Source organism: Clostridium neonatale (genome assembly GCF_900465025.1).
Lineage (GTDB): Bacteria > Bacillota > Clostridia > Clostridiales > Clostridiaceae > Clostridium > Clostridium neonatale.
In genome coordinates this window covers 1006526-1031822 of record NZ_UICR01000001.1, presented here as the reverse complement: position 1 = coordinate 1031822, position 25297 = coordinate 1006526, and the positions used below count along the sequence as shown (strand labels likewise).

24 protein-coding genes are annotated in these 25297 nt (G+C 27.5%); 4 read left to right on the top strand and 20 right to left on the bottom strand.

The genetic code is table 11. The features are described 5' to 3' along the window. Positions 1–291 precede the first annotated feature (291 nt). Together CNEONATNEC86_RS04715 and CNEONATNEC86_RS04710 are read right to left on the bottom strand one after the other, a co-directional pair. Positions 292–936, bottom strand: a complete 645-nt coding sequence (locus CNEONATNEC86_RS04715) for a DUF4397 domain-containing protein (protein ID WP_058294108.1) — start codon at positions 934–936, stop codon at positions 292–294. Further along, positions 936–1601, bottom strand: a complete 666-nt coding sequence (locus tag CNEONATNEC86_RS04710; RefSeq protein ID WP_159135603.1) for a hypothetical protein — start codon at positions 1599–1601, stop codon at positions 936–938. The genes CNEONATNEC86_RS04715 and CNEONATNEC86_RS04710 overlap by 1 nt, the downstream gene beginning before the upstream one ends. 157 nt (positions 1602–1758) lie before the next feature. Here CNEONATNEC86_RS04710 and CNEONATNEC86_RS04705 point away from each other — a divergent pair, with 157 nt between their 5' ends. Next, positions 1759–3066 (top strand): aminotransferase class V-fold PLP-dependent enzyme, encoded by a 1308-nt coding sequence (locus tag CNEONATNEC86_RS04705; protein ID WP_058294106.1) that lies wholly within the window; start codon positions 1759–1761, stop codon positions 3064–3066. An 86-nt stretch (positions 3067–3152) separates the two neighbouring features. Here the strand turns inward: CNEONATNEC86_RS04705 and CNEONATNEC86_RS04700 are convergent, their stop codons facing one another. Continuing rightward, positions 3153–4370, bottom strand: a complete 1218-nt coding sequence (locus CNEONATNEC86_RS04700) for a 6-phosphofructokinase (protein ID WP_125149301.1) — start codon at positions 4368–4370, stop codon at positions 3153–3155. A 261-nt stretch (positions 4371–4631) separates the two neighbouring features. On the opposite strand from CNEONATNEC86_RS04700, the gene CNEONATNEC86_RS04695 reads away from it, so the two are divergent. The 3 genes from CNEONATNEC86_RS04695 to CNEONATNEC86_RS04685 all read left to right on the top strand — a co-directional run bounded on the left by CNEONATNEC86_RS04695 (position 4632) and on the right by CNEONATNEC86_RS04685 (position 5992). Next, positions 4632–5183, top strand: a complete 552-nt coding sequence (locus tag CNEONATNEC86_RS04695) for a manganese efflux pump MntP (RefSeq protein WP_058294104.1) — start codon at positions 4632–4634, stop codon at positions 5181–5183. Positions 5184–5259: 76 nt separating this feature from the next. Continuing rightward, positions 5260–5679 (top strand): Fur family transcriptional regulator, encoded by a 420-nt coding sequence (locus CNEONATNEC86_RS04690; RefSeq protein WP_159115725.1) that lies wholly within the window; start codon positions 5260–5262, stop codon positions 5677–5679. Between the two features lie 127 nt (positions 5680–5806). Next, positions 5807–5992 (top strand): alpha/beta-type small acid-soluble spore protein, encoded by a 186-nt coding sequence (locus CNEONATNEC86_RS04685; protein WP_058294102.1) that lies wholly within the window; start codon positions 5807–5809, stop codon positions 5990–5992. Between the two features lie 88 nt (positions 5993–6080). Here the strand turns inward: CNEONATNEC86_RS04685 and CNEONATNEC86_RS04680 are convergent, their stop codons facing one another. From CNEONATNEC86_RS04680 to CNEONATNEC86_RS04605, 17 genes are all read right to left on the bottom strand, one after another. Beyond that, complete coding sequence (locus CNEONATNEC86_RS04680; RefSeq protein WP_159115724.1) at positions 6081–6473, bottom strand: HsmA family protein; 393 nt, start codon at positions 6471–6473, stop codon at positions 6081–6083. Between the two features lie 5 nt (positions 6474–6478). Further along, positions 6479–6910, bottom strand: a complete 432-nt coding sequence (locus tag CNEONATNEC86_RS04675; RefSeq protein ID WP_058294100.1) for a MarR family winged helix-turn-helix transcriptional regulator — start codon at positions 6908–6910, stop codon at positions 6479–6481. A gap of 185 nt (positions 6911–7095) precedes the next feature. Continuing rightward, positions 7096–7557 (bottom strand): hypothetical protein, encoded by a 462-nt coding sequence (locus tag CNEONATNEC86_RS04670; RefSeq protein ID WP_159115722.1) that lies wholly within the window; start codon positions 7555–7557, stop codon positions 7096–7098. A 447-nt stretch (positions 7558–8004) separates the two neighbouring features. Then, positions 8005–10614 carry an ATP-dependent chaperone ClpB gene (clpB, locus tag CNEONATNEC86_RS04665; RefSeq protein WP_159135602.1) on the bottom strand — a complete coding sequence of 870 codons (2610 nt, stop codon included), beginning with the start codon at positions 10612–10614 and terminating at the stop codon, positions 8005–8007. A 438-nt stretch (positions 10615–11052) separates the two neighbouring features. Then, the gene (locus CNEONATNEC86_RS04660) at positions 11053–12534 is read right to left on the bottom strand and encodes a flotillin family protein (protein ID WP_159135601.1); all 1482 of its coding nucleotides are present in this window, start codon (positions 12532–12534) and stop codon (positions 11053–11055) included. Positions 12535–12690: 156 nt separating this feature from the next. Continuing rightward, positions 12691–13953, bottom strand: a complete 1263-nt coding sequence (locus tag CNEONATNEC86_RS04655) for a helix-turn-helix transcriptional regulator (RefSeq protein ID WP_159135600.1) — start codon at positions 13951–13953, stop codon at positions 12691–12693. 13 nt (positions 13954–13966) lie between these two features. Further along, positions 13967–15274, bottom strand: coding sequence for a helix-turn-helix domain-containing protein (locus tag CNEONATNEC86_RS04650; protein ID WP_159135599.1), 1308 nt, complete (start codon positions 15272–15274; stop codon positions 13967–13969). A gap of 314 nt (positions 15275–15588) precedes the next feature. Then, entirely contained in the window at positions 15589–15762 is a 174-nt protein-coding gene (locus CNEONATNEC86_RS04645) for a YtxH domain-containing protein (RefSeq protein WP_159135598.1), read from the bottom strand. 77 nt (positions 15763–15839) lie between these two features. Next, a complete protein-coding gene (locus tag CNEONATNEC86_RS04640) occupies positions 15840–16790 on the bottom strand; it encodes a ribonuclease H1 domain-containing protein (protein WP_159135597.1) in 951 nt (316 codons plus the stop codon). Between the two features lie 19 nt (positions 16791–16809). Then, positions 16810–17769: a YkvA family protein gene (locus tag CNEONATNEC86_RS04635; protein ID WP_159135596.1), complete on the bottom strand. Its 960-nt coding sequence runs from the start codon at positions 17767–17769 to the stop codon at positions 16810–16812. Positions 17770–18041: 272 nt separating this feature from the next. After that, the gene (locus CNEONATNEC86_RS21445; protein WP_243145343.1) at positions 18042–18245 is read right to left on the bottom strand and encodes a GNAT family N-acetyltransferase; all 204 of its coding nucleotides are present in this window, start codon (positions 18243–18245) and stop codon (positions 18042–18044) included. A gap of 37 nt (positions 18246–18282) precedes the next feature. After that, on the bottom strand, positions 18283–18519 hold the full coding sequence (locus CNEONATNEC86_RS21440) for a hypothetical protein (protein WP_243145342.1): 237 nt from the start codon (positions 18517–18519) through the stop codon (positions 18283–18285). 20 nt (positions 18520–18539) lie between these two features. Further along, entirely contained in the window at positions 18540–19193 is a 654-nt protein-coding gene (locus tag CNEONATNEC86_RS04625) for a CatA-like O-acetyltransferase, family 3 (RefSeq protein ID WP_159135595.1), read from the bottom strand. 113 nt (positions 19194–19306) lie between these two features. After that, positions 19307–20158, bottom strand: a complete 852-nt coding sequence (locus tag CNEONATNEC86_RS04620; RefSeq protein ID WP_159135594.1) for a GNAT family N-acetyltransferase — start codon at positions 20156–20158, stop codon at positions 19307–19309. A 133-nt stretch (positions 20159–20291) separates the two neighbouring features. Beyond that, the gene (locus tag CNEONATNEC86_RS04615) at positions 20292–21272 is read right to left on the bottom strand and encodes an ATP-binding cassette domain-containing protein (protein WP_159135593.1); all 981 of its coding nucleotides are present in this window, start codon (positions 21270–21272) and stop codon (positions 20292–20294) included. A 179-nt stretch (positions 21273–21451) separates the two neighbouring features. Then, positions 21452–23218 (bottom strand): ABC transporter ATP-binding protein, encoded by a 1767-nt coding sequence (locus CNEONATNEC86_RS04610; RefSeq protein ID WP_125149311.1) that lies wholly within the window; start codon positions 23216–23218, stop codon positions 21452–21454. Position 23219: 1 nt separating this feature from the next. Beyond that, the gene (locus tag CNEONATNEC86_RS04605; protein ID WP_159135592.1) at positions 23220–24953 is read right to left on the bottom strand and encodes an ABC transporter ATP-binding protein; all 1734 of its coding nucleotides are present in this window, start codon (positions 24951–24953) and stop codon (positions 23220–23222) included. Positions 24954–25297 lie beyond the last annotated feature (344 nt).

Genomic DNA, 25297 nt, shown 5'->3' with positions numbered 1-25297 from the left:
GTTTTACAGTTGTAATATAAAAACATTAACAAGAAAAAAATTAGAATGATTCAATAATTTGAACCATTCTATTATCAGTAATTTTAAAACTAATCTCATTTTTCTACTTTGTCTATTTCATCTTCATCAAATATCTTAAATCCGGCTTCTTTTTCTAACGACTTCATTTTATTGCTAATACTATTTTTCTCTCTAATAAAACAGCTTATCTTCCCTTATAATAATATTTAAGTAATGTTCAAGTTTAGCCTAAATATTATTATATTAGGAGATGAATACATCTCCTAATAATTAAGCATTCAAAATTAATCTTGTATTTTTCATTGTATCATCTTGAACTAAAACATACCCTATCTGTGGTCTCTTATTGAATAATCCTATTATATATATTGTTATGAACTGTGCCTTACGTAACCTAATATTACTAATATACTTAGCAAATGATCCATCATCGCTTACTACCAAGAAATTATAAATTCCAGGAGATATAGGATAATATTCATTTGTTTCAAGATATGATACTTCATCGAACAAAACAACATTTTCTGGTAATCTTAAAGATAAAAGCGGAGAATCTGGTGATAAATTTATAAATCTAACTGATGACAATAATGGATTGGTTATATTATGTGTATCATCTAATACAAAGAATGATATTTCACCATTTTCATAGGTCACAGCAATTGTATAAACTCCATTTGGTTGAACCTCAGATGGTTCTGTTATTAATGGTCTTGATTTTGTCCCAGCTTTATATAATTGAACCTTATATTTATCTGCTGGTATTGATATATATTCAGTTATAGTCCCAAAAGCTAAATTAGAATATATAAGTTTTCCATTAAAATATACATCTACATTTGGTCCATCTGGAATAGCATGTAACAATCTTACTTTTCCATTTACCCTAGGTAATGAATCATCAAATAACATCATTACTCCATTTCCTCCTTATTATAATATTGTAAAGATAGCTTAACTATCCTTTTTGTAATCACTTTTGCCAATGGAGAAGGTATTTGATAATCAAAAAATGCACTCATTACATTTTGATTATTTGCTTCAATTTCTGAAAATATTCTATTTACCTCTGCATCTCCTCTATTTTCATCAAGATCTGTTTCTTCATTTAATTCTAAATCAAAGTTTTTTAATATATCTGATGGTAATGGAACTTTTACTATTGGCTGCATTGGTATATACTTATCAATGTCGCTTCTGCCAGCACCCATAGAATTTGTACTTTCTTCTTCTGTATAACTCATGGAACTTGGATTTTCACCACCTGATTCACTCATAGAACTTGGATTATAGTCCAAATTTTCTGTATTGCCCATTGCTCCTTGGTTCATATTTGTATTTGATTTATTGCTTCCTTTATAACATTCACCTATCTCATTATAGTAGCAATATAATTGATCCTTACTTGTTTCACTAGGAAATAAGTTAGGACTTTCCAAATTCTCATCTACTGGATTATTAATTTTTCCTCCCATTATACTACCTTCATCACTTCTAAATAAATTTTGATCAAATTTAGGTGGTATAAATCTAAACTGTTTATTCTTAACTTGAGACATATATTTATCTGCTATATTCATTTAAATCCCTCCTTTAAAATTCTTTATAAATATATGAGTAAAAATGCTATTTGTTCCCTTTAATAATATGAAATCATAAAATGATATAGTACAATATATGATTAAGATTATCACATTAAATATCTTCTATGAATAAGATATACTGGAGGAGATGCATATGAAGATAAAAAATAAAGGAAACATCAGAGATTTATTTATTGGATTAAATGAAAAAGTCTGCGATGGTAACGGTGAATGCATAGATGGAATAAACTTTGATAATGCTGCTACTACTCCAACTTTTAAATCTAATATAAATGTTCTAAAAGATATGAGTAAAATTTATGCTTCCATTGGCAGAGGAGCTGGGCAAAAAGCTGAAATATCAACTAATCTGTATAATGAAGCTAGAAATTTTTTAATCAATTACTTTAATATAAAAAATAAAGATGACTATACAGTTGTCTTAGTAAAAAACACCACTGAAGGTATAAATAGACTTTCAAAAATTCTACCACAAAATAATGACGATGAGATTATTATAAGTTCTAGAATGGAACATCATTCAAATGATTTACCATGGAGAAATCGTGGTAAGGTAGACTATATCGAAATTGATGAATATGGAAGACTCAAATTAGAAGAATTAGAAGATAAACTCAAGAAAAACTTAGGTAAAATAAAATATGTATCACTTACTGGCGCTTCTAATGTAACAGGCTATATAAATGATATTCATTATATAGCAAAAATTGTTCATAAATATAATGCCAAGTTAATCGTGGATGGAGCTCAGCTTGTTCCACATAGAAGAATCAATATTGGTGGTAATTCTAAAGATGAGCAAATTGATTTTTTAGTCTTCTCTTCTCATAAAATATATTCTCCATTTGGAATTGGCGTAATTATAGGATTAAAAAAAGATTTTGATTTAGGTAAGCCTGATCATATAGGCGGCGGCACAGTTGATTTGGTACTAGATAATGAAATTACTTATCTCGGTCCACCAGAAAGATACGAAGCTGGTACGCCAAATTTTTTGGGTACTATGTCATTGATTAATTCTTTAGAAGTTTTAGACGACATTGGCTATGATTATATTGAAGAACACGAAGACAAGCTACTAAAAGCCACCATAGAAGGTCTAAGTAGTATCCCAAAAGTTATTAATTATGGTGATACGGAATTCTTTGATGACAGGTTAGGAATATGTACTTTTAATATAAAAGATATGTATCATCGTGATGTTGCTGAAATTTTAGCTAAGAGAAAGGGCATTTCAGTTAGACATGGTTGGTTTTGTGCGCACCCTTATTGTAGAAGGTTAATGAATGCTACTGAAGAAGAAGCAAAAGCTTTTCTTAAAAATCCAGATGAAAAAATGCTTGGCATGATAAGAGTAAGCTTTGGACTTTATAATACTATAAAAGAAGTTCATGTATTTTTAAATGTTGTAGAAGATATATGTAATGGAAGATTTCAGTAACAAAAAATATTGATTTAATTATATTAAAAGGGAGATACATCAAATTGATCAATAAAATCGATTATGATAATCTCCCTATCTGTTTATTATAAATTAAACACTTTGTATTTAGGTAAGTTTCCTTCAAAAGCTAACTCGGGCATATTCTTAATTAATGGCTTAAAATAATCATAAGCTTCTTGCGTAACGAAGTTTCCTTCTTCATTAATCCATTCTTTTGGAAAATATTTAACTTGATTAGCTATTTTTTCTGTATCAACTAACGTATATGAAACATCATATAAGAAATTACTTGTTCTATTAATTGCAACCATTTTTCCTGTTTCACCATCAACTGCATACTGGTATGCACATTTACCAACATCATATGCTTCTTTTAAGTCCATATCAGAAGCACAATGCATTGAACAACGTTGTAAAATTCCAAGTTCAAGTGCCTTAACTCTGTTAGTAATTCCATTTTCTATAATAATGTTCTTTAAATAATTACATACTCCGCCTAATTGTGCATGCCCAAATTTATCCTGTGTTGAAGATTCAATTTCAGAAATGAACTTTCCATCTTTATTTCTTATTCCCTCTGAAACCACTATGTATACTTTATTATTTTCTTCAAATCTCTTTCTAACATCTTTTAAGAACTTTTCCTCATCAAAGACTACTTCTGGAAGATATATAAAGTCTGCCACAGGCTTATTATCAATTCTTGCAAGGCAAGCTGATGCTGCAAGCCATCCTGTATCTCTACCCATAGTTTCTAATATAAATATCCCATTATTAGTATATACGGAAGAGTCTAAATATGTTTCTATTGCTGTAGTTCCTATAAATTTAGCTGCGCTTCCAAAACCAGGTGTATGATCGGTATACATTAAATCATTATCAATTGTTTTTGGAATTCCTATGAATTTAATATCTATATTTTTCTTCTTAGCATACTTCGATAATTTATTTATTGTATCCATTGAGTCATTTCCACCAACATAAAAGAATGCTTTTATATCATACTCATGGAATATTTTCATCAATCTATCATATTCTTCTTCATTGGTTTCCGGATCTTTTAATTTATATCTACAAGATCCAAGTCCAGATGATGGTGTAAATCTAAAGTATGAAATTTCTTCATCTGAAATTTCTGAAAGATTTATTATATTTCTTTCTAATATTCCTTCAATACCATTTAACCCACCATATACATTATCAAATGCTTTCATCTTCTTATTGCCTTTTAATAATCCTACAACACTTGAATTAATTACTGCTGTAGGTCCTCCTGATTGAGCTATTATACAATTAGACATGAAAATCCTCCTTATATTTGCTACACTAATAGTTTTAAATAACGTATACTATTTAGCAATAAATATACTCTATTTAATAATATACAATAAAAATAGACTTAAATAAAGGGTTTTTTTATTATAAAATAGATTTATTTTCTTTAAAGCTTTATATTATACTGCTCTTTATTAAGTAATATAAGTTTTTATTTTATTTTGGCATATATTCTTATTTCCGTAATTATTATTAAAGTAAGAGATTTTTTTAGAAAGGATTTTTATATGGAAATTCAATATCTTATTTTAATTGCTATAGCATTGGCTATGGATGCATTCGGCGTTACACTTGGAATTGGCTTAAATAATTGTCTATATGCAAAACATAAAATTATGTATATAATATCATTTTCTTTTTTTCAATTTCTATTCACATATATAGGTGGAAGCTTAGGATATTTATTTGATACTTATGTAACCAATATTCCTTCTGTAATAGGAGGAATTATAATGGCTATAGTTGGAATACTTATGATAATTGATGGAATAAAAGAAAAAGAAAATACCATTTTAATAAAAAAAAGTACATCATTAATATTAGGTATATCAGTTAGTATTGATGCTCTTGTTATAGGATTTACCACTTTCCATAGTCAAGGAATAAGTCTATCACTATTTATTAATTCTGTTTTTATAGGTCTTATAACAATGTTTATATGTACATTGGCATTTTTTATATGCAGATTTATACGTAAAATTGATTATGTTGTTAAATATTCAAATTTCTTGGGTGGATTAGCACTTATAGGATTTGGAATAAAAATGTTATTATTTTAATGATTCCTTCTCCTATATATTTATGTTACATATATGCTATAATATATTTAATATTTTATTGTTAGGAGATATTAATATGGATCCAAAAGAACTTTTAAAAATGAAAGGTCTTAAAGTGACCAATGGACGTATTAAAATATTAAATATATTGTCAAAGTCTGAGAATAGTTTATCTGCTGAAAATATATATCAAATTTACCTTAAAAACAATATAAATATAAATTTGAGTACAATATATAGAACATTAGAATTATTTTATGAAAAAAAAATAACCGAAAAAATAATCCAAGATGATAAAGTATTTTCGTATAGATTAAAACGCAATACTCATAGACATTATCTAGAATGTGATATTTGTCATAAAGAGATAGAAATTCCTTGTCCAATGAGTCAGATAGAAGAGACTGTAAAAAACACAACTGGATTTACTTTAACTGAACATGACCTAAAACTTAGAGGCGTATGTAAAGACTGTAAAAATAAAAAACATAATTAATTTAATTCCTTTTTATAGGATATATTCCTCCAATTTCATAGATTATATTTATTGTCTCTGCACACAATAATAGTGCAAAGCAAAGATGCTTAGCAAAAAATATTACATTCCAAAGGAGGAATACATTATGGCAAATTCATCATTAGTACCAGAAGCAAAACAAGGATTAGCTAAATTCAAAAATGAAGTAGCTAGTGAAATGGGAGTTCAATTTAGTGACTACAATGGAAACTTAACTTCAAAACAATGCGGAAGCGTTGGTGGAGAAATGGTTAAGAGAATGGTACAACAATACGAATCTGGCATAAAATAAGGATTCCAAAAGAGTGTACCAAATAGAGAGATAGCTTATTAAAGCTATCTCTTTTCTTTTACTTATGATATATATTATTATAAATATTTTAAGACATTCCGATAAACATACCTATAAAATATGGTATTAACCAAATAATCCATACTGTTATACTAAATTTGTGAAAAGTATCTTTTTTCTTTTCATCATTTTTATATAAAACCCATGTTGCCCATCCTGCATGAAATAACATTAATATTATTGCTAAGGCACCTGTGATTCCATGAATACTTTGACTTGTAGGATTCATAACTTCTATTCCTGACTTTGCTATTTCTCCCATTGTAAATGTTCCTATTGTATCAAATATTAATCCTAGCCAAAATATTATAACATGATTTTTATTAAGAGTTTTTGCCTTTCTTTCTCCAAATACTCCTGTTGTATAAAACACTAACGCTAATGTTATTGTTATTATTGCAAAAATTAATTTTCCATCCATATAATTTATTTGTTCTCCTTTATTTTATTTCTTAATTTTGTTAAAGCATCTTTTACTTGCTTTACTTCTTCTTCTGTAAAATTTTCAAATACCTTATCAAAACTTCCATTGATTTCTTCTATAAAGTTTTTTGCAAATTCAAATCCTTTATCTGAAAATGCAACATATGTGTTTCTTTTGTCCTTTTCATCTTTAATCTTTTTAACATAATCTGCTTTTTCAAGTCTTGCAACTATTCCAGATATTGTTCCTTTTGATAGAGACATTTCTTCACACAATTGAGAAATATTAACCTGTTTATTATGAGCAATAAGCTTTATTACCATGATCTGTTGATTTGTAAGTCCACTTTCTCTTAAACTCTTACTAACTGTGCCCATTGTATTTGCATATATTTCCTTTATAAGCATTGCTACCTCGAAAGAATCTTGTCTCATCTAATCTTCCCCCTGTTACTTCAATAATTTTATTATATTTCATCTTAATTTTACTTCTGTTATTTAATAATTTTCCTATCTTGTACTCTAACCGTCCTTAAAACTATTAAACAATTAAATTCTAATAATGATTAGATATTTAATTGGTGCTGATTTAGTTTTACATTGTTAATTTCCCCAAAAAATTAATTACTATATTTTAACTTTGTATTAGTAAATTTTATTGAGCTTAATAAGAATAATACTCCTGCCATAAATAGTGCTAAGCCAAGTCCCATATAAAAGTCTCCTACATATACTGGATTAAATACTCCTATATTTCTAACTATAATACCTAAGAAAATCATAAAACTCATTATGAAATAGCTTTTAAAATCAAAAAATGAAAATACACAATGCTTTTCTAAGCTGCTGTTTATAATCCTTCTTGTATGCTTTTTAAACATTTTACTAAATATAAATTTAAAAAACATATAAAATACTATACTCCCAGAAGCTATGCTAATAATCCAGTTACCATTATTAATTTTTACGTCTCCTAAGCCTAAAGTTAATACTCTAAAGCCAGCAAATCCCCATACGATTCCTGCTATTAAAAGTAAAGTCCTCTTTTCTACTTTTGGTGTATATTTAATTAAATTTTTCATATTATCATCTCCTATAAATTTTAGCAAAAATAGTTTGCATAGAAACTAGTTAGTTTCTATGCAAACTATTTTATGCTTAAAATTTCATTTAGTCAATATAAAATTCCAATATATCTTTAAATTTTAATAAAAAAATCGCCAAGGCGACTATGATATAATCCCCCATAAAATATAAATCCAATAGAATACAGTAACTTAAATTCAAAAAAATCCTTTAGCCGTCGATTTTTTCAGCGCATTCTGGATTTTCTGAGCTTACCGAAGAAAAGGCCAGGCGCATATATTTTATTTTTTTATTCTTTAGGTTAAATGACATTAGTTTATTGCAATATTTTTCAAAACAGTTTATACCCTCAAGGGGTACCTCCTCCACAGATTGTCCATCAATATAATTTCCTAAAGAATAAAAAAGCAGGAAACAATACATTTCCTGCCTAATTACTTTTATTATTCAACTGGCATAAGAACTGGTGTAATTATGATTTCATCACCTACCCCATCAATCCTTACTTTAGATCCATAATTAAGGTCTCCCCTAATTATCATCCTTGCAAGTCTATTCTCTAAAGTATTTTGAATATATCTCTTTAAAGGTCTTGCTCCATAAACTACATCATAGCCTTCATTTGCCATTATAGTCTTTGCTGCATCTGTAACTTCAATTTCAATATTCTTTTCTTTTAATCTTCTTGAAACATCTTTTAAGAAGATATCGATAATCTTCTTAATTCCAGATTCAGATAATGGTTTAAACATAATTATATCATCAACTCTGTTTAAAAATTCTGGTTTAAATCTTAGTTTTAACTCATTCATTACCTTATCTTTTATTTCAGGCTGAACAGCATCTTCATTGTTATTCTCCAATAAATATTGACTTCCAATATTAGATGTCATAATAATTATTGTATTTTTAAAATCTACTGTCTTACCTTTATTATCTGTAAGTCTTCCATCATCTAAAATTTGAAGAAATATATTAAATACATCTTCATGTGCTTTTTCAATTTCATCAAATAGTATTACACTATATGGATTACGTCTTACAGCTTCAGTTAACTGACCACCTTCATCATATCCAACATATCCTGGAGGCGCTCCAACTAATCTTGACACTGCGTGTTTCTCCATATATTCAGACATATCTATACGTATTATATTTTCTTCAGAATCAAATAAGTTTCTAGCTAAAGTTTTAGCAAGCTCTGTTTTACCTACACCTGTTGGTCCAAGGAAAATAAATGAACCAATTGGCCTATTTACATCTTTAAGTCCAGCTCTTGCTCTTAAAATAGCATTAGTTACAGCTTCAACTGCTTCTCCTTGGCCTATTACTCTTTGACTCATATCATCTTCAAGTCTTAATAATTTTTCTCTTTCACCTTCAAGTAGTCTTGAAACAGGAATTCCAGTCCACTTAGAAAGTACAGCTGAAACTTCTTCTTCTGTTACTTCTTCTTTTAATAAAGCGCCTTCATAGTTTTCTTTTGTCTCTGATTCTTTTTGCTTTATCTCTTCTTCAAGTTTTGGAATTATGCTATATTGAATCTCTGCTACCTTATTATAGTCAAAATTCCTTTGAGCTGCTTCTATTTCTCCTCTAGCTTCATCCAATTTGCTCTTTAAAGTTTTTATAGCTGTAATATTTTCTTTTTCCTTTGTATATTTAGCAGTCATTTCATCATTTTTTTCTTTAAGTTCAGCTAATTCTTTTTCAACATCACTTAGTCTCTTTATAGAACCTTCGTCTTTTTCTTTAGACAATGCTTCTTTTTCTATTTCCAATTTGAAGATATTTCTTCTTACAACATCAAGTTCTGTTGGAAGAGAGTCTATTTCTGATCTTATCATTGCACCAGCTTCATCAATTAAATCAATTGCCTTATCTGGCATGAATCTATCTTGAATATATCTATCAGAAAGTTTTGCAGCAGCTACAATTGCTGAATCATGAATTCTTATTCCATGATGAATTTCGAATCTTTCTTTTAATCCTCTAAGTATTGCAATTGTATCTTCTACACTTGGTTCATCAACAATAACTGGTTGGAATCTTCTTTCAAGTGCTTTATCCTTTTCAATATATTGTCTGTATTCATCAAAAGTTGTAGCACCTAAACAATGAAGCTCTCCTCTTGCTAAAAGCGGCTTAATTAAATTACCTGCATCCATTGCACCATCAGTTTTACCTGCACCTACTATAGTGTGAATTTCATCTATAAATAATAGAATTCTTCCTTCACTATTTGATACTTCTTTAAGTACTGCTTTTAATCTTTCTTCAAATTCACCTCTATATTTAGCACCTGCAATTAATGCTCCCATATCCAATGAGAATATAATCTTATCTTGTAATCCTTCTGGCACATCGCCTCTTACTATTCTTTCTGCAAGTCCTTCAACTATTGCAGTTTTACCAACACCTGGTTCACCAATAAGAACTGGATTATTTTTTGTTCTTCTTGATAATATTCTTATGGTTCTTCTTATTTCTTCATCTCTGCCTATAACTGGATCTAACTTATGCTTTTTAGCTAATTCAACTAAATTAGTACCATATTTAGCAAGTGCATCATAAGTTCCTTCTGGATCTTGAGTCTCAACCCTTTGACTTCCACGTACTTCTGATAATACTTTTAAAAAATTATCCTTTGTTATATTGTATTGTTTTAATATTTTTGAAACTTCTGTATTTTTATCAACATCCATAATAGCAAGCATCAAATGTTCAACACTTATATATGAATCTTCGAATTTCTTAGAAATTTCTTCTGCTTTAATTAATGCTTCATCAACTTTTCTTGTTATATATACATTACCAAGACCTTCTCCTGTGACCTTTGGCATGCTATCTAAGGCACTATTTATTGAGCTAGATAATGCCTTCACATTTACCCCCATCTTAGTAAATATGTTAGGTACTAATCCATCTTCTTGTTCTACAAGCGCAGAAAAAAGATGAATTAAATCTATTTGAGCATTATTGTACTTAACAGCAGTAGCATTAGCATCACTTAATGCTTGTTGTACTCTTAATGTCATTTTATCAATATTCATAATCTTTCCTCCCTTTTACATAAACTACATTCAATACTTAAATATAAAGCATTCAAAATATATCTTTCCCAAATAATTTAATATATTTGCTTAAATATATTTTTGATATTTTCTTTATTTCTATACATATATAATAATACAAAGGTCAAAGAAAGTCAAAGTGTATTTTAGATTTTTTATAATTTTTTTAAATATAAATGAAGTTAGACATATTACTGCCTAATAAATACAAAAAAATAAAGCTCTAATGCTCTGCAGTTACTTGCGTTCAAAAATGAATCTTTAGAACTTTTACATCAATGGATTGTTCTAAAATTGTTTGTCCTCTTTTTCATCAAAACAAACAGTTTTGCTTCAATCAGTGATATTTAAATTCGTAGCTTTATTTTTATAGCAAGCCAGCAGAACTTAAGAGCTTTATTTCACTTGTATTAAACTTTATTCTTTATCAAAAGTATTTTCCTTGTTAACCTCTTTATTTTTTAAAGCTTCTACGATTTCATCCATATCCACTTTACCATTTTCTTTTGATTTTATATATGATTTCAATATTTCTGATACATCAAGACCTGTTAAATCTTTTAAAACTTCAAACCCTGATCCTACAACATTCGTTACTGTTTTAGCTATTGAAGATGCTCCACCTTTTCCATCACCAGTATCAATGACAGTTATCTTATCAATATTACTCATCGGTTTAGCTACTTGTTCCATTATTTGTGGAAGACTTGAAATTAGCATCTCTGCTATTGCAGCTTCCCCGTACTTAGACATAGCATCTGCTAATCTGTCTTTAGCTTCTGCTTCTGCAATACCTTTAGCCTTTATTGCTTCTGCTTCTGCTTGTCCCTTAGCCCTTATAGCTTCTGCTTCTGCTTGAGCTTCTATCTTTTTTGCTTCTGCTTTGGCTATTGCTTCTATTCTTATTTTTTCTGCTTCAGCTTCTGCTTCTTTTATTGCTTGAATTTTTTTAGCATCTGCATATATTGCCATTTTTGTCTTTTCTGCATCAGCTGGTTTTTCTACTTTAGCTATAAGTTCTTTTTCTACTCTAATTGCTGCTTGTTCAGCAAGTAATGCTTTTTCTTTTTCTACTTCTGATTGCTTTTCTATCTCTTTTAAACTATACGCAATATCCGCTTCTGCTTTAGCCCTATCTTGTTCTGCTCTAAATTGTTCAACCCTTATTCTCTTATCTCTTTCTGCTGCTGCAATTTCAGTATCTGCTGAAAGTTTAACCTTTTCACCTTCTCTTATTGCCTCAGCAGTTTTGATATCAGTGTCTCTTTTTCTTTCTGCTTCTGCAACTTCTGCGTCCGCTTTAGATTGAGCAACTTGTGGTCTAGCTCTATTTTCCAAGTATCCACCTTGTGTTGATATTTGCAAGATAGAATAAGAAATTAATTGCAAACCCATTTCTCCAAGTTCTCTTTTTATATCTTCTTCAACTTTTTTTTCGAATGCAGAACGATCATTATTAATTTGTTCCACAGTCATTGTTGATACTATCCCTCTTAAGCGGCCTTCAAGAACTGGCTCTACCATTGCTCTTATAACAACAGTGGTATTCTTTGCATTTCCATTACAAAATTGTTCAACTGCTTTATATACACTTTCTGTTTTATTTTCAACCTTTACCACCGCTGTTCCTGTTACATCAACAAAAATACCTTGCTGAGATGGTGCTTCTTTAACATCTGTTGTCATAGATATATTTTCTAATGAAATTGTACACCATGTTTCAAGAATTGGGATTATAAAACCACCTTTTCCTGTTAACATCCTCTTTTTAAGACCTGTAATAACCATTGCCTTATCTGCTGGAACCTTACGCCAAAAGGCTAGTATTATAGCTAATAAAATAATTACCAATAAAACTATAGGTCCATATTCAAGAATTTTTGATAAAGTACTATCCACTTTTACGCCCCCTTATTCATTATAAAATAATATTACTATATTAATTATATATTATTTTCTATGATTTAATAATTAAATTCACCTTAAAAATATATAAATAAAAGAAGATTATCCATAAATTTCATTAAGATTCGATAGTCTTCTTTTCACATATAATTATAGCTTTTTATCCACTGCAAATGCTAAATTAAAATATTTCAATGAATCAATAGTATCACCAAGTTCATAATATAGCTTAGCCATATCTATATATCTGTCTTTTCTTTCTTCTCTAGATCCAAACTTAAATAAAGAATCTAAAGATAAATTCATATATCTTTCAGCTTCTTTTAATCTATCCATTTTTTGAAGTATAGTTCCTTTTAAATAATATGACTTTTCTATTAATCTAATATTATCAGTAATTATTGCCATATTCAAAGCTTCTTCTGCAATATCATAAGCAATTTGATATTCATTGTTGTCAATCAAAATTTTTATACAATAATTTAAAAACTCTACATGTTTTTCATTATTGTCTTTAGGAAATATTTTTATTCCTTCGGTTATTTCGTGTATTGCTTTTTCTCTTTCACCTACTTCAAAATAATACTTTCCATAATTTCCCTTAGATAGTGCAACTGAAATAGGATTATGTTTTTGACATTCATAGGCTTTTTCTTTATATTTATCAACTTCTTCTTTTTTTAACTTGATACATACATTAGCATATATATGGTAAATCATCCCTTTACTTTCATCATCATATAGCGTGTCTACATGCTGTATAATATCTGATAATATTTTATATGATTCCTCAAACTGTTGTATGTTTTGATAACATAAAGCTTCATTATATCCAATCAAGCAATATTCACTTTTATCACAGCTATCCTTTTGTAATAACATTTCTCTAAGTTTTCCGTAATAAGATATTGCCTCTATATACTCTTTATTTTTTGAAAGATATTGTGCCATATCTTTAAAATATATAATTGTGTTTTCTTCTGTATTATTTCTTTGGAATAAATCATAATATTGTGATACAATAAGCTGAATTTTTTCTACTTTATTTTCCTCAACATAACAAGAAAATAAAATGTGCATTAATTCAAATGCTAAATCAAAATATTCATACTTAATTGCATACTCTATATTATCTATTAATTTTTCTTCTGAACCATCATAACATGATACATTTTTTCTCAGACTTATTAGATTGTTATAAAGCTGATCATAAACATCTTCTAATAAATAATCAACATCTATTTCTATTTTATCTGCAATGTACTGTAATAACTCTTTATCAGCCTTAACTTTTCCATTTTCTATACAGCTCATTTTAGCAATAGATATTTTATCTTGGCATAATTCCTTTAAGGTAATGCCCTTAAAAATTCTAGCCCTCTTTATTTTTTCACCAGTAGATAGTATTTCCACATATATCACCCATTTACTTATTAGTTTTTATTTTTTCTGACTCATTAAATAATTTAATACCTTCATTTAAATAATATGTTGCTTGTTCTTCATCTTTTCTATCTATGAAATATTTACCAACCCTCATAGCTAATTCTCCTGCCTTAGATAATTTTCCATTTTCTTTAGCTATATAGTATGTATTTATTAAAACTTCTTTTGCCTCATCTGCTTGTCCTCCAATATTATATATAGTATATCTAATCAAATTACATTGAATAATTCTATCTATATCATTTTCATCTAAAGTATCTTCTATATTGGTCAAAATTTCTTCACACTTTTCAATATTTTTCACTTTTAGGTAATTATTACAAATTCCTATAAGTGTATCATTTATTGATCCTACACGACTTTGATAACCGATATTTTTTGAAATATCGAAATGTTTAAATGATTCATTTAAATCATCTAATTCATAAAATAGCTCTCCAAGTGTTCTTTCAATTTCAACTATATTTTTATTATGTTCTATCTTCCTATATACTTCTAATGATTTTTTAGAGTATTTTAATGAATTAATTAGATCTCCTTTTTTGCTAAATTCTTCTGCAAGATAAAATAAGTTTTTTGCATACTCTTTATCATTATACATTTGCTCAAACTTATCTTTAGCTAAATATGAATATTTTAGGGCATTGTCCATATCTTCTACATCAAAATATGTTCTTGCCAGGTTATAATGAATTTCTCCTATTAAGAAATCATCAATAACTTCATTATCCACATATACTTTTTCCGCTTGTTTTAAGTAGCTGCTTGCAGAATGATATGCTCGCAACTCTAATGCTATATTAGCTAGATTAATGAAAGTTTTTATTATTTCCTCATAATTATTGTTTTTTACAAATATTACATTGGATGATAAAAAAAACTTTTGAGCCATAGGAAAATCTTTTTTTATCATATATGACTTTGCTGTAATAAATAATATTTTAGCTTTTCTATACTCTAAGTTATACTTTTCAGAATAATATAAAGCATTATCTATGTATCTTTGTCCTTTTTCATAGTCCCCTTGTAGAATGCATGCTTCACCTATTTGCTCATAGTAAATACTAATCTTTTCAGCTTGGCTTTCTTCTGATTCCATTAAATATTCAACTGTAGTATTTAGTGAATCTGCTAAATATTCAAGAAGATCAACTGAAGGATTAGACCGTCCAGATTCAACTAAACTGATTTGTCCGGGTGTTATCCTATCTTTAGCCAAGTCTTTTAAAGTCATATTCATTTGTTTTCTTTTTCGTTTAATCTTTTCCCCTAATGATAGTATCTCCATTTATACATCCTTCTCTATTCAACAAATTATTTAATTGGTTAATATAATTTTACTTAGATTATAACATAAATTTATAAAATACTGCATAAAAAAATATATATTTTACTAATTTTTTTCTTTTTTTATTTAATTATTCATAATAATTACTGTGAATTATTATCTAATACATTTTTAATCATATATTTTTATAATCTAATTAATAGAATTTATTATTCTATAATATATTTATTTCATTTTATATATAAAATGAAGATGCGAAATCATTTATTAATAAACAATTTTTCATCTTCTTTTTTACCTTAAACTATATTCAGTTATCTTATAAAATTTTGCATTCCATCATATGTATCTTCCATCATAGATCTCATCTTTTCTCCTGCTCTTCTCATTCTTTTTCTAGTCCTTCTATCACAATTTGGTAACATCATCATTTCAACAGCAACTCCGATTAATACTCCTGCAGCCATGCCTTTAATAAATCTTCCCATAACAACACCTACTTTAAAATTATTTTTTATATATGTATGTTATGTATTATTAAAAAAGTTATTCATGCTAAATTCTTTTACATTTTATCTTCTAGCAAATAAAATATAAATCTTTCTTTTTCCTTAGTTAAAAGTTTCGATATTATCTTTTTTCCTTGTTCCTTATCCGCTTTACATACATTTAATATATTTTCAAACTTCTCTTTTTCTTCATCAGGCTCAGAAACTTCATTTGTTATGATATCTTCATCTGTGTCTATTTTACTGTTTTCACCAGCTATACATATATTTTTGTTACCATTAGGTGCAATAGCTAAAATTTCATTTTTCACTTTAACATCGCTCACATATATTTTATTTTTAGAAAGATGTTTTTCGACCATTCTATCAGAAGGTATTCCTAAGCATTCTTTACACTTTTCATCTACCAATTCATTAAATAAATCCCCCGTGTGACTATCTACTTTTACAAAAATAACATCAATCCCTGTATTCATAAGCTTTTGCATATCATTATAATACTTTTCTGAAGAAGCTTCTTTTCTTTGCCATGCTCCTGTTGCGTGATGAGCTATTCCTTCATAATCATGAAATAATACAAGTTTTTTCTCATTTTTATTAACTGCATATTCTAAGCCTTTAAATGCCCCTTGAAGTTCTCCTGCAATCTGTCTTATATTATTTTCTGAATCACTATTACCACTTCCACTTTCTATATATTCAACAACATTATCTCTTACAACAACCACACCATAAGAGTATTTATTACTCGTTGAATTATAACTTCCATCTACATAAATATGAAGACAGTCTTTTGGATAAGTATTATCACATTTCTTAAGCATTCTATTTCCTTCATTTAGGTATGCTTTTGCTTCTTCTAAATTTTCAAAACTTTTATATTTTGCTCCCTTTACACCTTTAACATACTTTAAGCATTCTGACCATGTATTTACTATTTCATTTTCTATTTTTTTATTATTATCAAAATCAAATCCATATTGAATTGCATAAACTTTTTTTCCCATGATATTTTCCTTTCACATTTTATAATGTTGATAACTCTGATATTACATTATAAAGGCTCTCTACATTTTTAGCTTTTGTAAAATTAATTAAATAATCTAATCCACTAGTAAGAACTAGAAGTATATCATTATTTCCTTCCCAATTTTCTACAATAATTTCTAATGGAACATCTTTAACTATTCTATTTAAGGCAAAAAACACTACTGCAACATCATCAATCTTACCTATTAGTGGTATTCTATCAGGTATCATATCTGTTGGAACTGTAACATAAGCAATTGCTGCTGATATTATAACTTTAGTTCTTACAGGTACTTTTTTATCCTTAAGAAGCCTATATATTAATGTAACTACATCCGGCAATACAAATATGTAATCACTATATTTCTTTCCATTATCAGACATCTTATTCTTTAAAATTTCTCTTCCCTTAGAATAATTATCTTTAACTTTTTTAATGCTTTCTAAATCTACTTCTGACTTTTCCTCTTCATTGACTTCTTCATCTTCAACTTTTTTAATCAATGTGCCTGCTATTGATACCTCAACATTATTCACTTCAACATAAACTTCATTTTTCTTTATATATATATCATCTATATTAATATTCACATAAGGAACATCTTTTAATACCTTATTTATATCTATTACAGCGACTTCTTTTTCATTTGTTATTCCAAATTGTTCACAAATCTTTGTTAGTTGCTTTAATGCAAAACTTCGTAAAATTCTAAAAACACCAAGTTTTAAGATTTTAACTTTTGCAAGCCTTACAAATATTTTATTATTTTCACATTCTACTATTTCTGCTTTAGCTGAAAAATTTATAGTAATTCCTTTATGAAAACTTCCTTCAAGAATTATCCCATCCTCAATTATTATCTTTTCTAAATTTAATCCATCGATATTAACAAATTCATTTATTATACTTAAAATATCTTGTCCAGTTAATTTAACATTAACTTGTGATATGTTCATTTTTATTCCCCCATCTTACACTACAATTAAAATTACATATTAACACATATATCTTCTTAACACTTATATCTTCATTAAATTACCATTAGCATATGCATGATAAAAGTATACATTATTTATTAGAAAGATAAAAGAATAAAAAAATAAGTGTAGATGGTTATGTAATATTTTACTTATCATCTACACTTATAAAATGCAAATTTTGAATCTATAAACTCAAATTTTAAAGATTAATATAAAATTATTTTTGATTTTTTATAAATAATATTTTATCAAAATTTCTTTACAAATATTTGTTCCATGCTGCCATTATGATATTTTTCATCAATTTTAACAAATCCATACTTTTCATAGAGTCCTATTTCTCCACTCACAATATATACTTCATTAAAACCAATTTTTTTAGCATAATTAATCGCCACTCTGATTAACCCCTCACTTAATCGTTCTCCTCTATATAATTCGCTAACAAACATATATCCTATATATGGAGTATATTCTATATCTTGAATACTATCTTTTTTTAGTAAAACTACAAAATCCCGCTATATTTTCATTCTCAATAGCAACAATAACTCTTTCCCACTCTTCGAATTTGCTTTCAAGTATTTTTTGTGCAAGAGATTTTCCCGCTTTCCATGAACAATTTTGGGCAAAATCAGCTACTTTATTCCATAACTCTTCTTTATTGGTAATTATTCTAAATTCATATGATTTAAAATCTAATAAATCTTTTCTTATAGCTCTCATTATGCTCCCCCCTTTTCCTACTATGAACTCAACGATAAAGAATTTATTTCTTTTTCTAATAACATGAACACTTTTGCATTCAAATATCCATCTGCCACTGCATGATTTAATCTCACACTAACAGGCATTAAGAATTTTCCATTTTCCTCCCTATACTTTCCCCAATTTATAATTGGAAGAAAATATAGATATCCATCTGGTAATTCAATATTTAATGATTCATAAGAAAGCCATGAAATATATGAAGCATCAAAATAATTTGGATGATTTTCAGGATCTAATCCATACGATCTTGTTTGCTTTGCTTTTTCAATTTCTGCCGCGCAATAACTATAGAACTTTTCATATTCCTCAAAATATTCTGTATAAACAACTGTACATGTTTCTGTATCTTCATGAAAAATATAATGGGCAGGATTAATTTTATCAAAGACAATTAATTGTCGTTTATCATACAAATACTGCATTCTATAATCTTCCCTGGAATTTAAAACCTTTGCTAATATGTACAAAAAATTAATATAAAATTTTGTGTTTGTTTTTTTAGAATATTCAATAAGCTTTGATACATCAATCTTACTTGTAATTGATGTAGAGCATTTACAATCTTCTGTAAAATGACGATAAACTCCCCTGCGATAATATTTTTCCATATCTACTACTTTATAATTCATGTTTATTTTCCCCCTTATAATTTCCTATCTTCTTACTTTATACAATTCTTTTTTATTTAATCTATATCTTTTATATGATATAATCCATTAATATTTAATTGTTTTAAAATACATTAAATTTTATATTTATAATAATCAACTTGAAAATCTATTTTAAATCCACATTTTTTATATAAATTAAATGCAATTGGGTTATTAGAATCAACATCAAGAACTACCTTATTACGTTTTTTAAGCCCTTCCTCTAACGCAAAACCAATAAGCTGTTTTCCAAAACCTTTGCCCCTATAATCACCATGAATAGCAACTCCATATAAAAAGGCATCGCTATCTTCATAATTATAGTCAAAAACACCAATTGGAGTGTCATTCTTATAAGCTATGTATCCCACTCTGTTTTCACACTCTATTACTGTATCAATAAAGCTGTCATTTTCATCTAAATCATTAAAGGCATCTAATGTAATATCACTAAAAATTTTTTTATTTTCATAATTTACTTCTGAAAAAAACAAATCATTGTATTTTGGAATAGTATCAGATTTTTCATAAGACATTCGATATTCAGAATGTTCAAGTTTATATTCTTCAAATTTTTTTAAAGCTTTTAAACCACTTTTACTTTTTGTTTCTATAACCAATAAAATGTTTTTTATTCCTGCACATAATAAGATTTCTTTTGCTGCCTCAAATAACATACTAAAACATCCTTTTTGTCTATATTCAGGATGTACAACAGCTAATATTTCTGCATCATTTGATGTTGGAATAAATGTTGTTAAAAAACCGATTAATTTATTATCATCATATGCCATATAAAAACATTCCAAATTTTTATCAAAGTTAATTTCATTTGATAAGAATGCATGATTTTCTAACTGTTCTTCCTTAAATGCCATATTTTCTAAATTTAATATTTCATTCTTTTCACTTTCTGTTAAAACACTACATTTCTTTACTCTCACGATTATCATCTCCACAAATATTAAACTTTATTTTGATTTTCCATCTAATAATTCAACTACATTTTCCCATTCTGAAATCATTTTCTCCAATTCTTTTTCCATATCTCTTTTCATACAATCAAGGTCCTTAAGCTTAATAATCGCATGAACATTCAGACATGTCTTTATCTATCTCTTGTATTTTTTCTTCTAAATCCAATATGCTTAACTCCATTTTCTCTGCTTTTGATTTTAATTTTCTAAGCTCTCTTTCTTGTTCTTTTTGATTTTCCCACATATCTTTTGAATTTTTTCCACAATTACTCAATTTTTCTTTTGCATCTATGGATTGTTTTTCCACATTTGTTGATTCTTTATTTTCTTTATAATAATCATAGTTGCCTAAATAAGATTCAAATTTTCCATTTTCAATTGCAACAATTCGTTCACTCATCTTATTTAAAAAGTATCTATCATGGGAAACTATTATAACCATTCCTTTATATGACTTTAAAAAGCCTTCAAGCCATTCACAAGATTCCATATCTAAATGATTTGTTGGCTCATCAAGAAGTAATATATCTGGATTTTCAATAAGTATTTTTCCAAGAACTACAGTTGTCTTTTCTCCACCACTTAATATTTTAAAATCCTTTTTTAAAAATTCTTCATTTATTTTTAAACCTGTACATATTCTTTTTAACTTTTCATCCTGCTTATATCCATCATGAGCTTCATAGAATTCTTGAAGCCTATTATATTCCTTTAACGCTCTTTCAAGTTTTTCATCTTTAAACTCTCTCATTCTGCTTTCTAATTCTTTCATTTTAACTTCAGCTTCTTTTACAGTATCAAAAGCTTTATTTAAAACATCCAAAACAGTTGTATCTTGAGAATAACTAGGCATTTGATCTAAATATGATATACTTGCATTTTTTGTTATAAAAATACTTCCTTTATCATCACGTGTCATTTCATAGATTCCACATATTATTTTTAATAAAGTAGTTTTTCCACATCCATTATCCCCTACAATTCCAACTTTTTCTCCATCATATATATTAAGCGTTATATCATCAAATATTTTATTGCTATCCAAGTATTTTTTTAGTTTGTTTATTGATAGCTCGATCATTTTACATCTCCCCTTTAAAACATAAAAATAATTAATTGCTGCAAAATATGGTTTTATCACAATATAATAAAATTTAGTCAAACTCGAATTAGTATTATATTGTAATATTATTCATATTGCAGCATTCCCTTTACTAAATTATATTTATATTATTCAATCACACATGTGCCTCTAATTGTTTAGGCATCTTTTAAGAAACTATATTGTGCTGAATACAATTTATAGTAATTACCATGTTTCTTAAGTAATTCGTCATGTGTACCTGCTTCAATAATTCTTCCCTTAGACAAAACAAATATTTTATCACAGTCTCTAATTGTAGAAAGTCTATGCGCTATAACTATTGAAGTTCTACCTTTCATTAGCGTTTTAATACCTTCTTGAACCAATATTTCTGTTTCTGTATCAATATTAGCTGTTGCTTCATCTAGTATCAATATTCTTGGATCTGCAATTAATGCTCTCGCAAAAGCAATTAATTGTCTTTGTCCAAGTGAAAGTCTTGAACCTCGTTCATTTACTTCTGTATCATATCCCTTATCAAATTTCTCTATGAATTCATGGGCATTAACAGCTTTACAAGCATTAATTATTTCTTCATCTGTAGCATCAAGTTTTCCATACCTTATATTTTCTTTTATACTGCTTGAAAATAGAAATGAATCTTGAAGCATTATTCCCATTTGACTTCTTAAGCTTTCAATATCTACATCTTTTATATTTATTCCGTCAATTTTTACTTGTCCAAATGTGGGATCATAAAACCTGCTTATTAAATTAGTTATTGTTGTCTTTCCAGCTCCTGTCTCACCAACCAAAGCTATCTTTTGTCCTTGCTCTATTTCAAAAGTTGCATCTTTTAAAACTGCAGCTTCATCTTTTACATAAGAAAATGTAACATGGTCAAACTCTATATTTCCTTTAATTTGAGGCATTTTTTCTTCTGCATTTTCTTCTACCATAGTGTTTTTAGTATCTAAAATATCAAATATTCTCTCTCCTGCAGACATACTTGTTACAAATGCATTATAAAAAGATGATAATTGTATTATAGGCCTCCAAAGCATCTCTATATACATTATGAAAGCCATTAATGTACCAATAGTAATACTATTATTTTTCATAAGTATAAAACCTGAAAATAATAATATTGCTAAACTTAATCCTCTAAATAAATCTAAAAATGGCCAAAAGAAATCCTGTACATAAACAGAAGTCATAAATCCATCTGCATGTTTATTTATATGATGATCAAATTTATTTTTTGTATATGATTTTTTACTGAATCCCTGTATCACTTTCATTCCTGATAATGATTCATGAGTATATCCAATCATGGCTGATCTATTTTCTCTAAATATCTTCCATTTCTTATCTGCTTTAATTTCAACAAAAAACATAGTAAATGTTAAAAATGGCATGGTGATAAGTGATATTAATGCAAGTATAGGATTCATAACTATCATAATACAAACTACTAATATTATTGTAAAAATATTAGGTATTAAATTTGCTATACTATTATTTAATAAATTTTGAAGTGCATTAACGTCACCAACTACTCTTGAAATAATTTTCCCAACTGGTCTATCATCAAAAAACTTAAAACTTAAGGTTTGAATATGAGTATACAAGTTATATCGTATATCCACTAAGATTTTATTTGTTATTTTTGACATGGATATTGTTCTAATTCCTGATAATATTGGTGCAATTAGATTTAACAATAATAATCCTAAACCAACAATTAGTAATCCATTTATATCTTTACTTTCAATAAATTTATCAATAGAAATCTGCATTAAATAAGGAGTTATACTACTGCATGTCATAACTATAAGTAATAATAAAACTACGAAAATCACTTTCGACTTATATGGTTTTACATATGATAATAGTCTTTTTATTATTTGCGATTTAGATGATTCATTATTTATATCATTCATATTAATTCGCCTCCAATTGTACAGCTGCAAAATCTTGAAATTGGTGAGCATAAACGTTATAGTAATTTCCTTTTAAATTTACTAAAGATGTATGATTTCCTTTTTCAATTATTTTGCCATCTTTCATAAATATAATAATATCTGCATCCTTAACAGCTGAAATTCTATGTGCTATTAAGAAATTTGTACATTTCTTTTTACCTTTTCTTAGATTTTGAAGTACTTTAAATTCTGTTTCCATATCAAGAGCTGAAGTTGAATCATCAAGAATTACTATAGGTGTCTTTCTTATAATAGCTCTTGAAATAGCTAGTCTTTGTTTCTGCCCTCCTGATAAACCGACACCTCTTTCTCCAATAATAGTTTCAAGTTTATCTGGCATATCTTCTATAAATGAATATGATTCACTATCTTTAACCGCTTCTATAAGTTCACTTTCTGACTTGTCACTTCCAAAATCAATATTATTTCTAATACTATCTGAAAATAAAAAAGTATCTTGAAATACTACTGACATATTACCTCTTAAAGTCTCTAAGTTCCAATCTTTAACATTAACACCATCAACTAAAATCTCTCCTTTAGTAACGTCATAATATCTTCCTATAAGCGAAAGCAATGTACTTTTACCAGAACCTGTTGCTCCCATAATAGCTACTTTGCTTCCATGAGGAATAGTTAAATTAATCTCATGTAATATTTCCTCATCATTATATGAAAAACTAACATTTTTAAATTCTATATCTCCTCTTACAAATTCAGGATTATAAGCATCCTTTTTTGAGATTATTTTTGATTTTCTATTTAAGATAGCATTTATTTTTTCCATTGAGGCTTTATTTTGAGAAAGCAAATTAACAAGCGAACCCAAATTTCTTACACACCAAGATAAGTTAAATATATAACTTGTAAATGCAATTAAGCTTCCTAAGCTTAATTCACCATTAATACATAAATAACCACCATATACTATTATTAGTATGGGAGCACAGTTAGTTAAAAATTCTACTAGTGGACCATAGGTTCCTAATATCTTAGCTTGTTCAACGTTCAAATCATAAAATTTTTCATTAATCTTGAGAAATTTTGATATCTCATACTTTTCACGTGCAAATGCTTTTACAAGTCGTATTCCACTTACATCCTGTTGAACTATTGAATTAATTTCAGCTGTCTGATCACTAATTTGTGAATATATATCCCAAAATTTTTTATCCATAACTTTGGCAATAAATATTACTGGTATTAATACACTTACACATATAACAGTCAATGATACATTGATTTTTAACATGATAATAATACATACTACAAAAAGTATAAAAGCTTCTATAAAAAGCCTCATTCCAAAAGCTAATGTATCCCAAACAACATCTACATCTTCTATTATTCTAGACAATAATTCTCCAGTATTATTATTATCAAAAAATGAAAATTCAAAAGACTGAAACTTTGAGTATAAATCTCTTCTCATTTGCCTACAAATCGTAAGTGCAAATTTATCAAAGAAATATTCTTTTACATATCCAAATATCCCTTGGGTAAACGCCAATACAGCAAATATAGTTAGAAATCCAAACAAATATTTTTGCTCATTACCTAAAATAATGTCATCTACAAATATCTTTTGTAGATATGGATACGATGAGTCAATACAAATACAAACTATCATTGCAATTATAGGAAGTATTGTTAATCTACATTCCTTCAAAATATAATTTCTAAAAAAATTCATTAGTTTTATTCCCCCTTTGATTGTCTACTAAATTTTTGTCGTAAAAAAAAGCACAGCTATTACTCATAGCTGTGCTAGTCCAATAAAATAGTAATTAAGATTTAAATCATATTAATTACACAATATTATACCTCCATTTAAAATGCATCACAGATGAATAACTAAAACTATAATATTTAATTTTCATATTTAAATATAATATTTTTACCATTTTCACTGCTTTGCTTCAATTATCTTTTCTAGTACTAGTTATATAAAAATTATAATTTTATGCAAAATAAAAGCGCAGTTACTTACAACTGCGCATACAATCTCTAAAAAATATATTTCAAGTCTTATTTTAT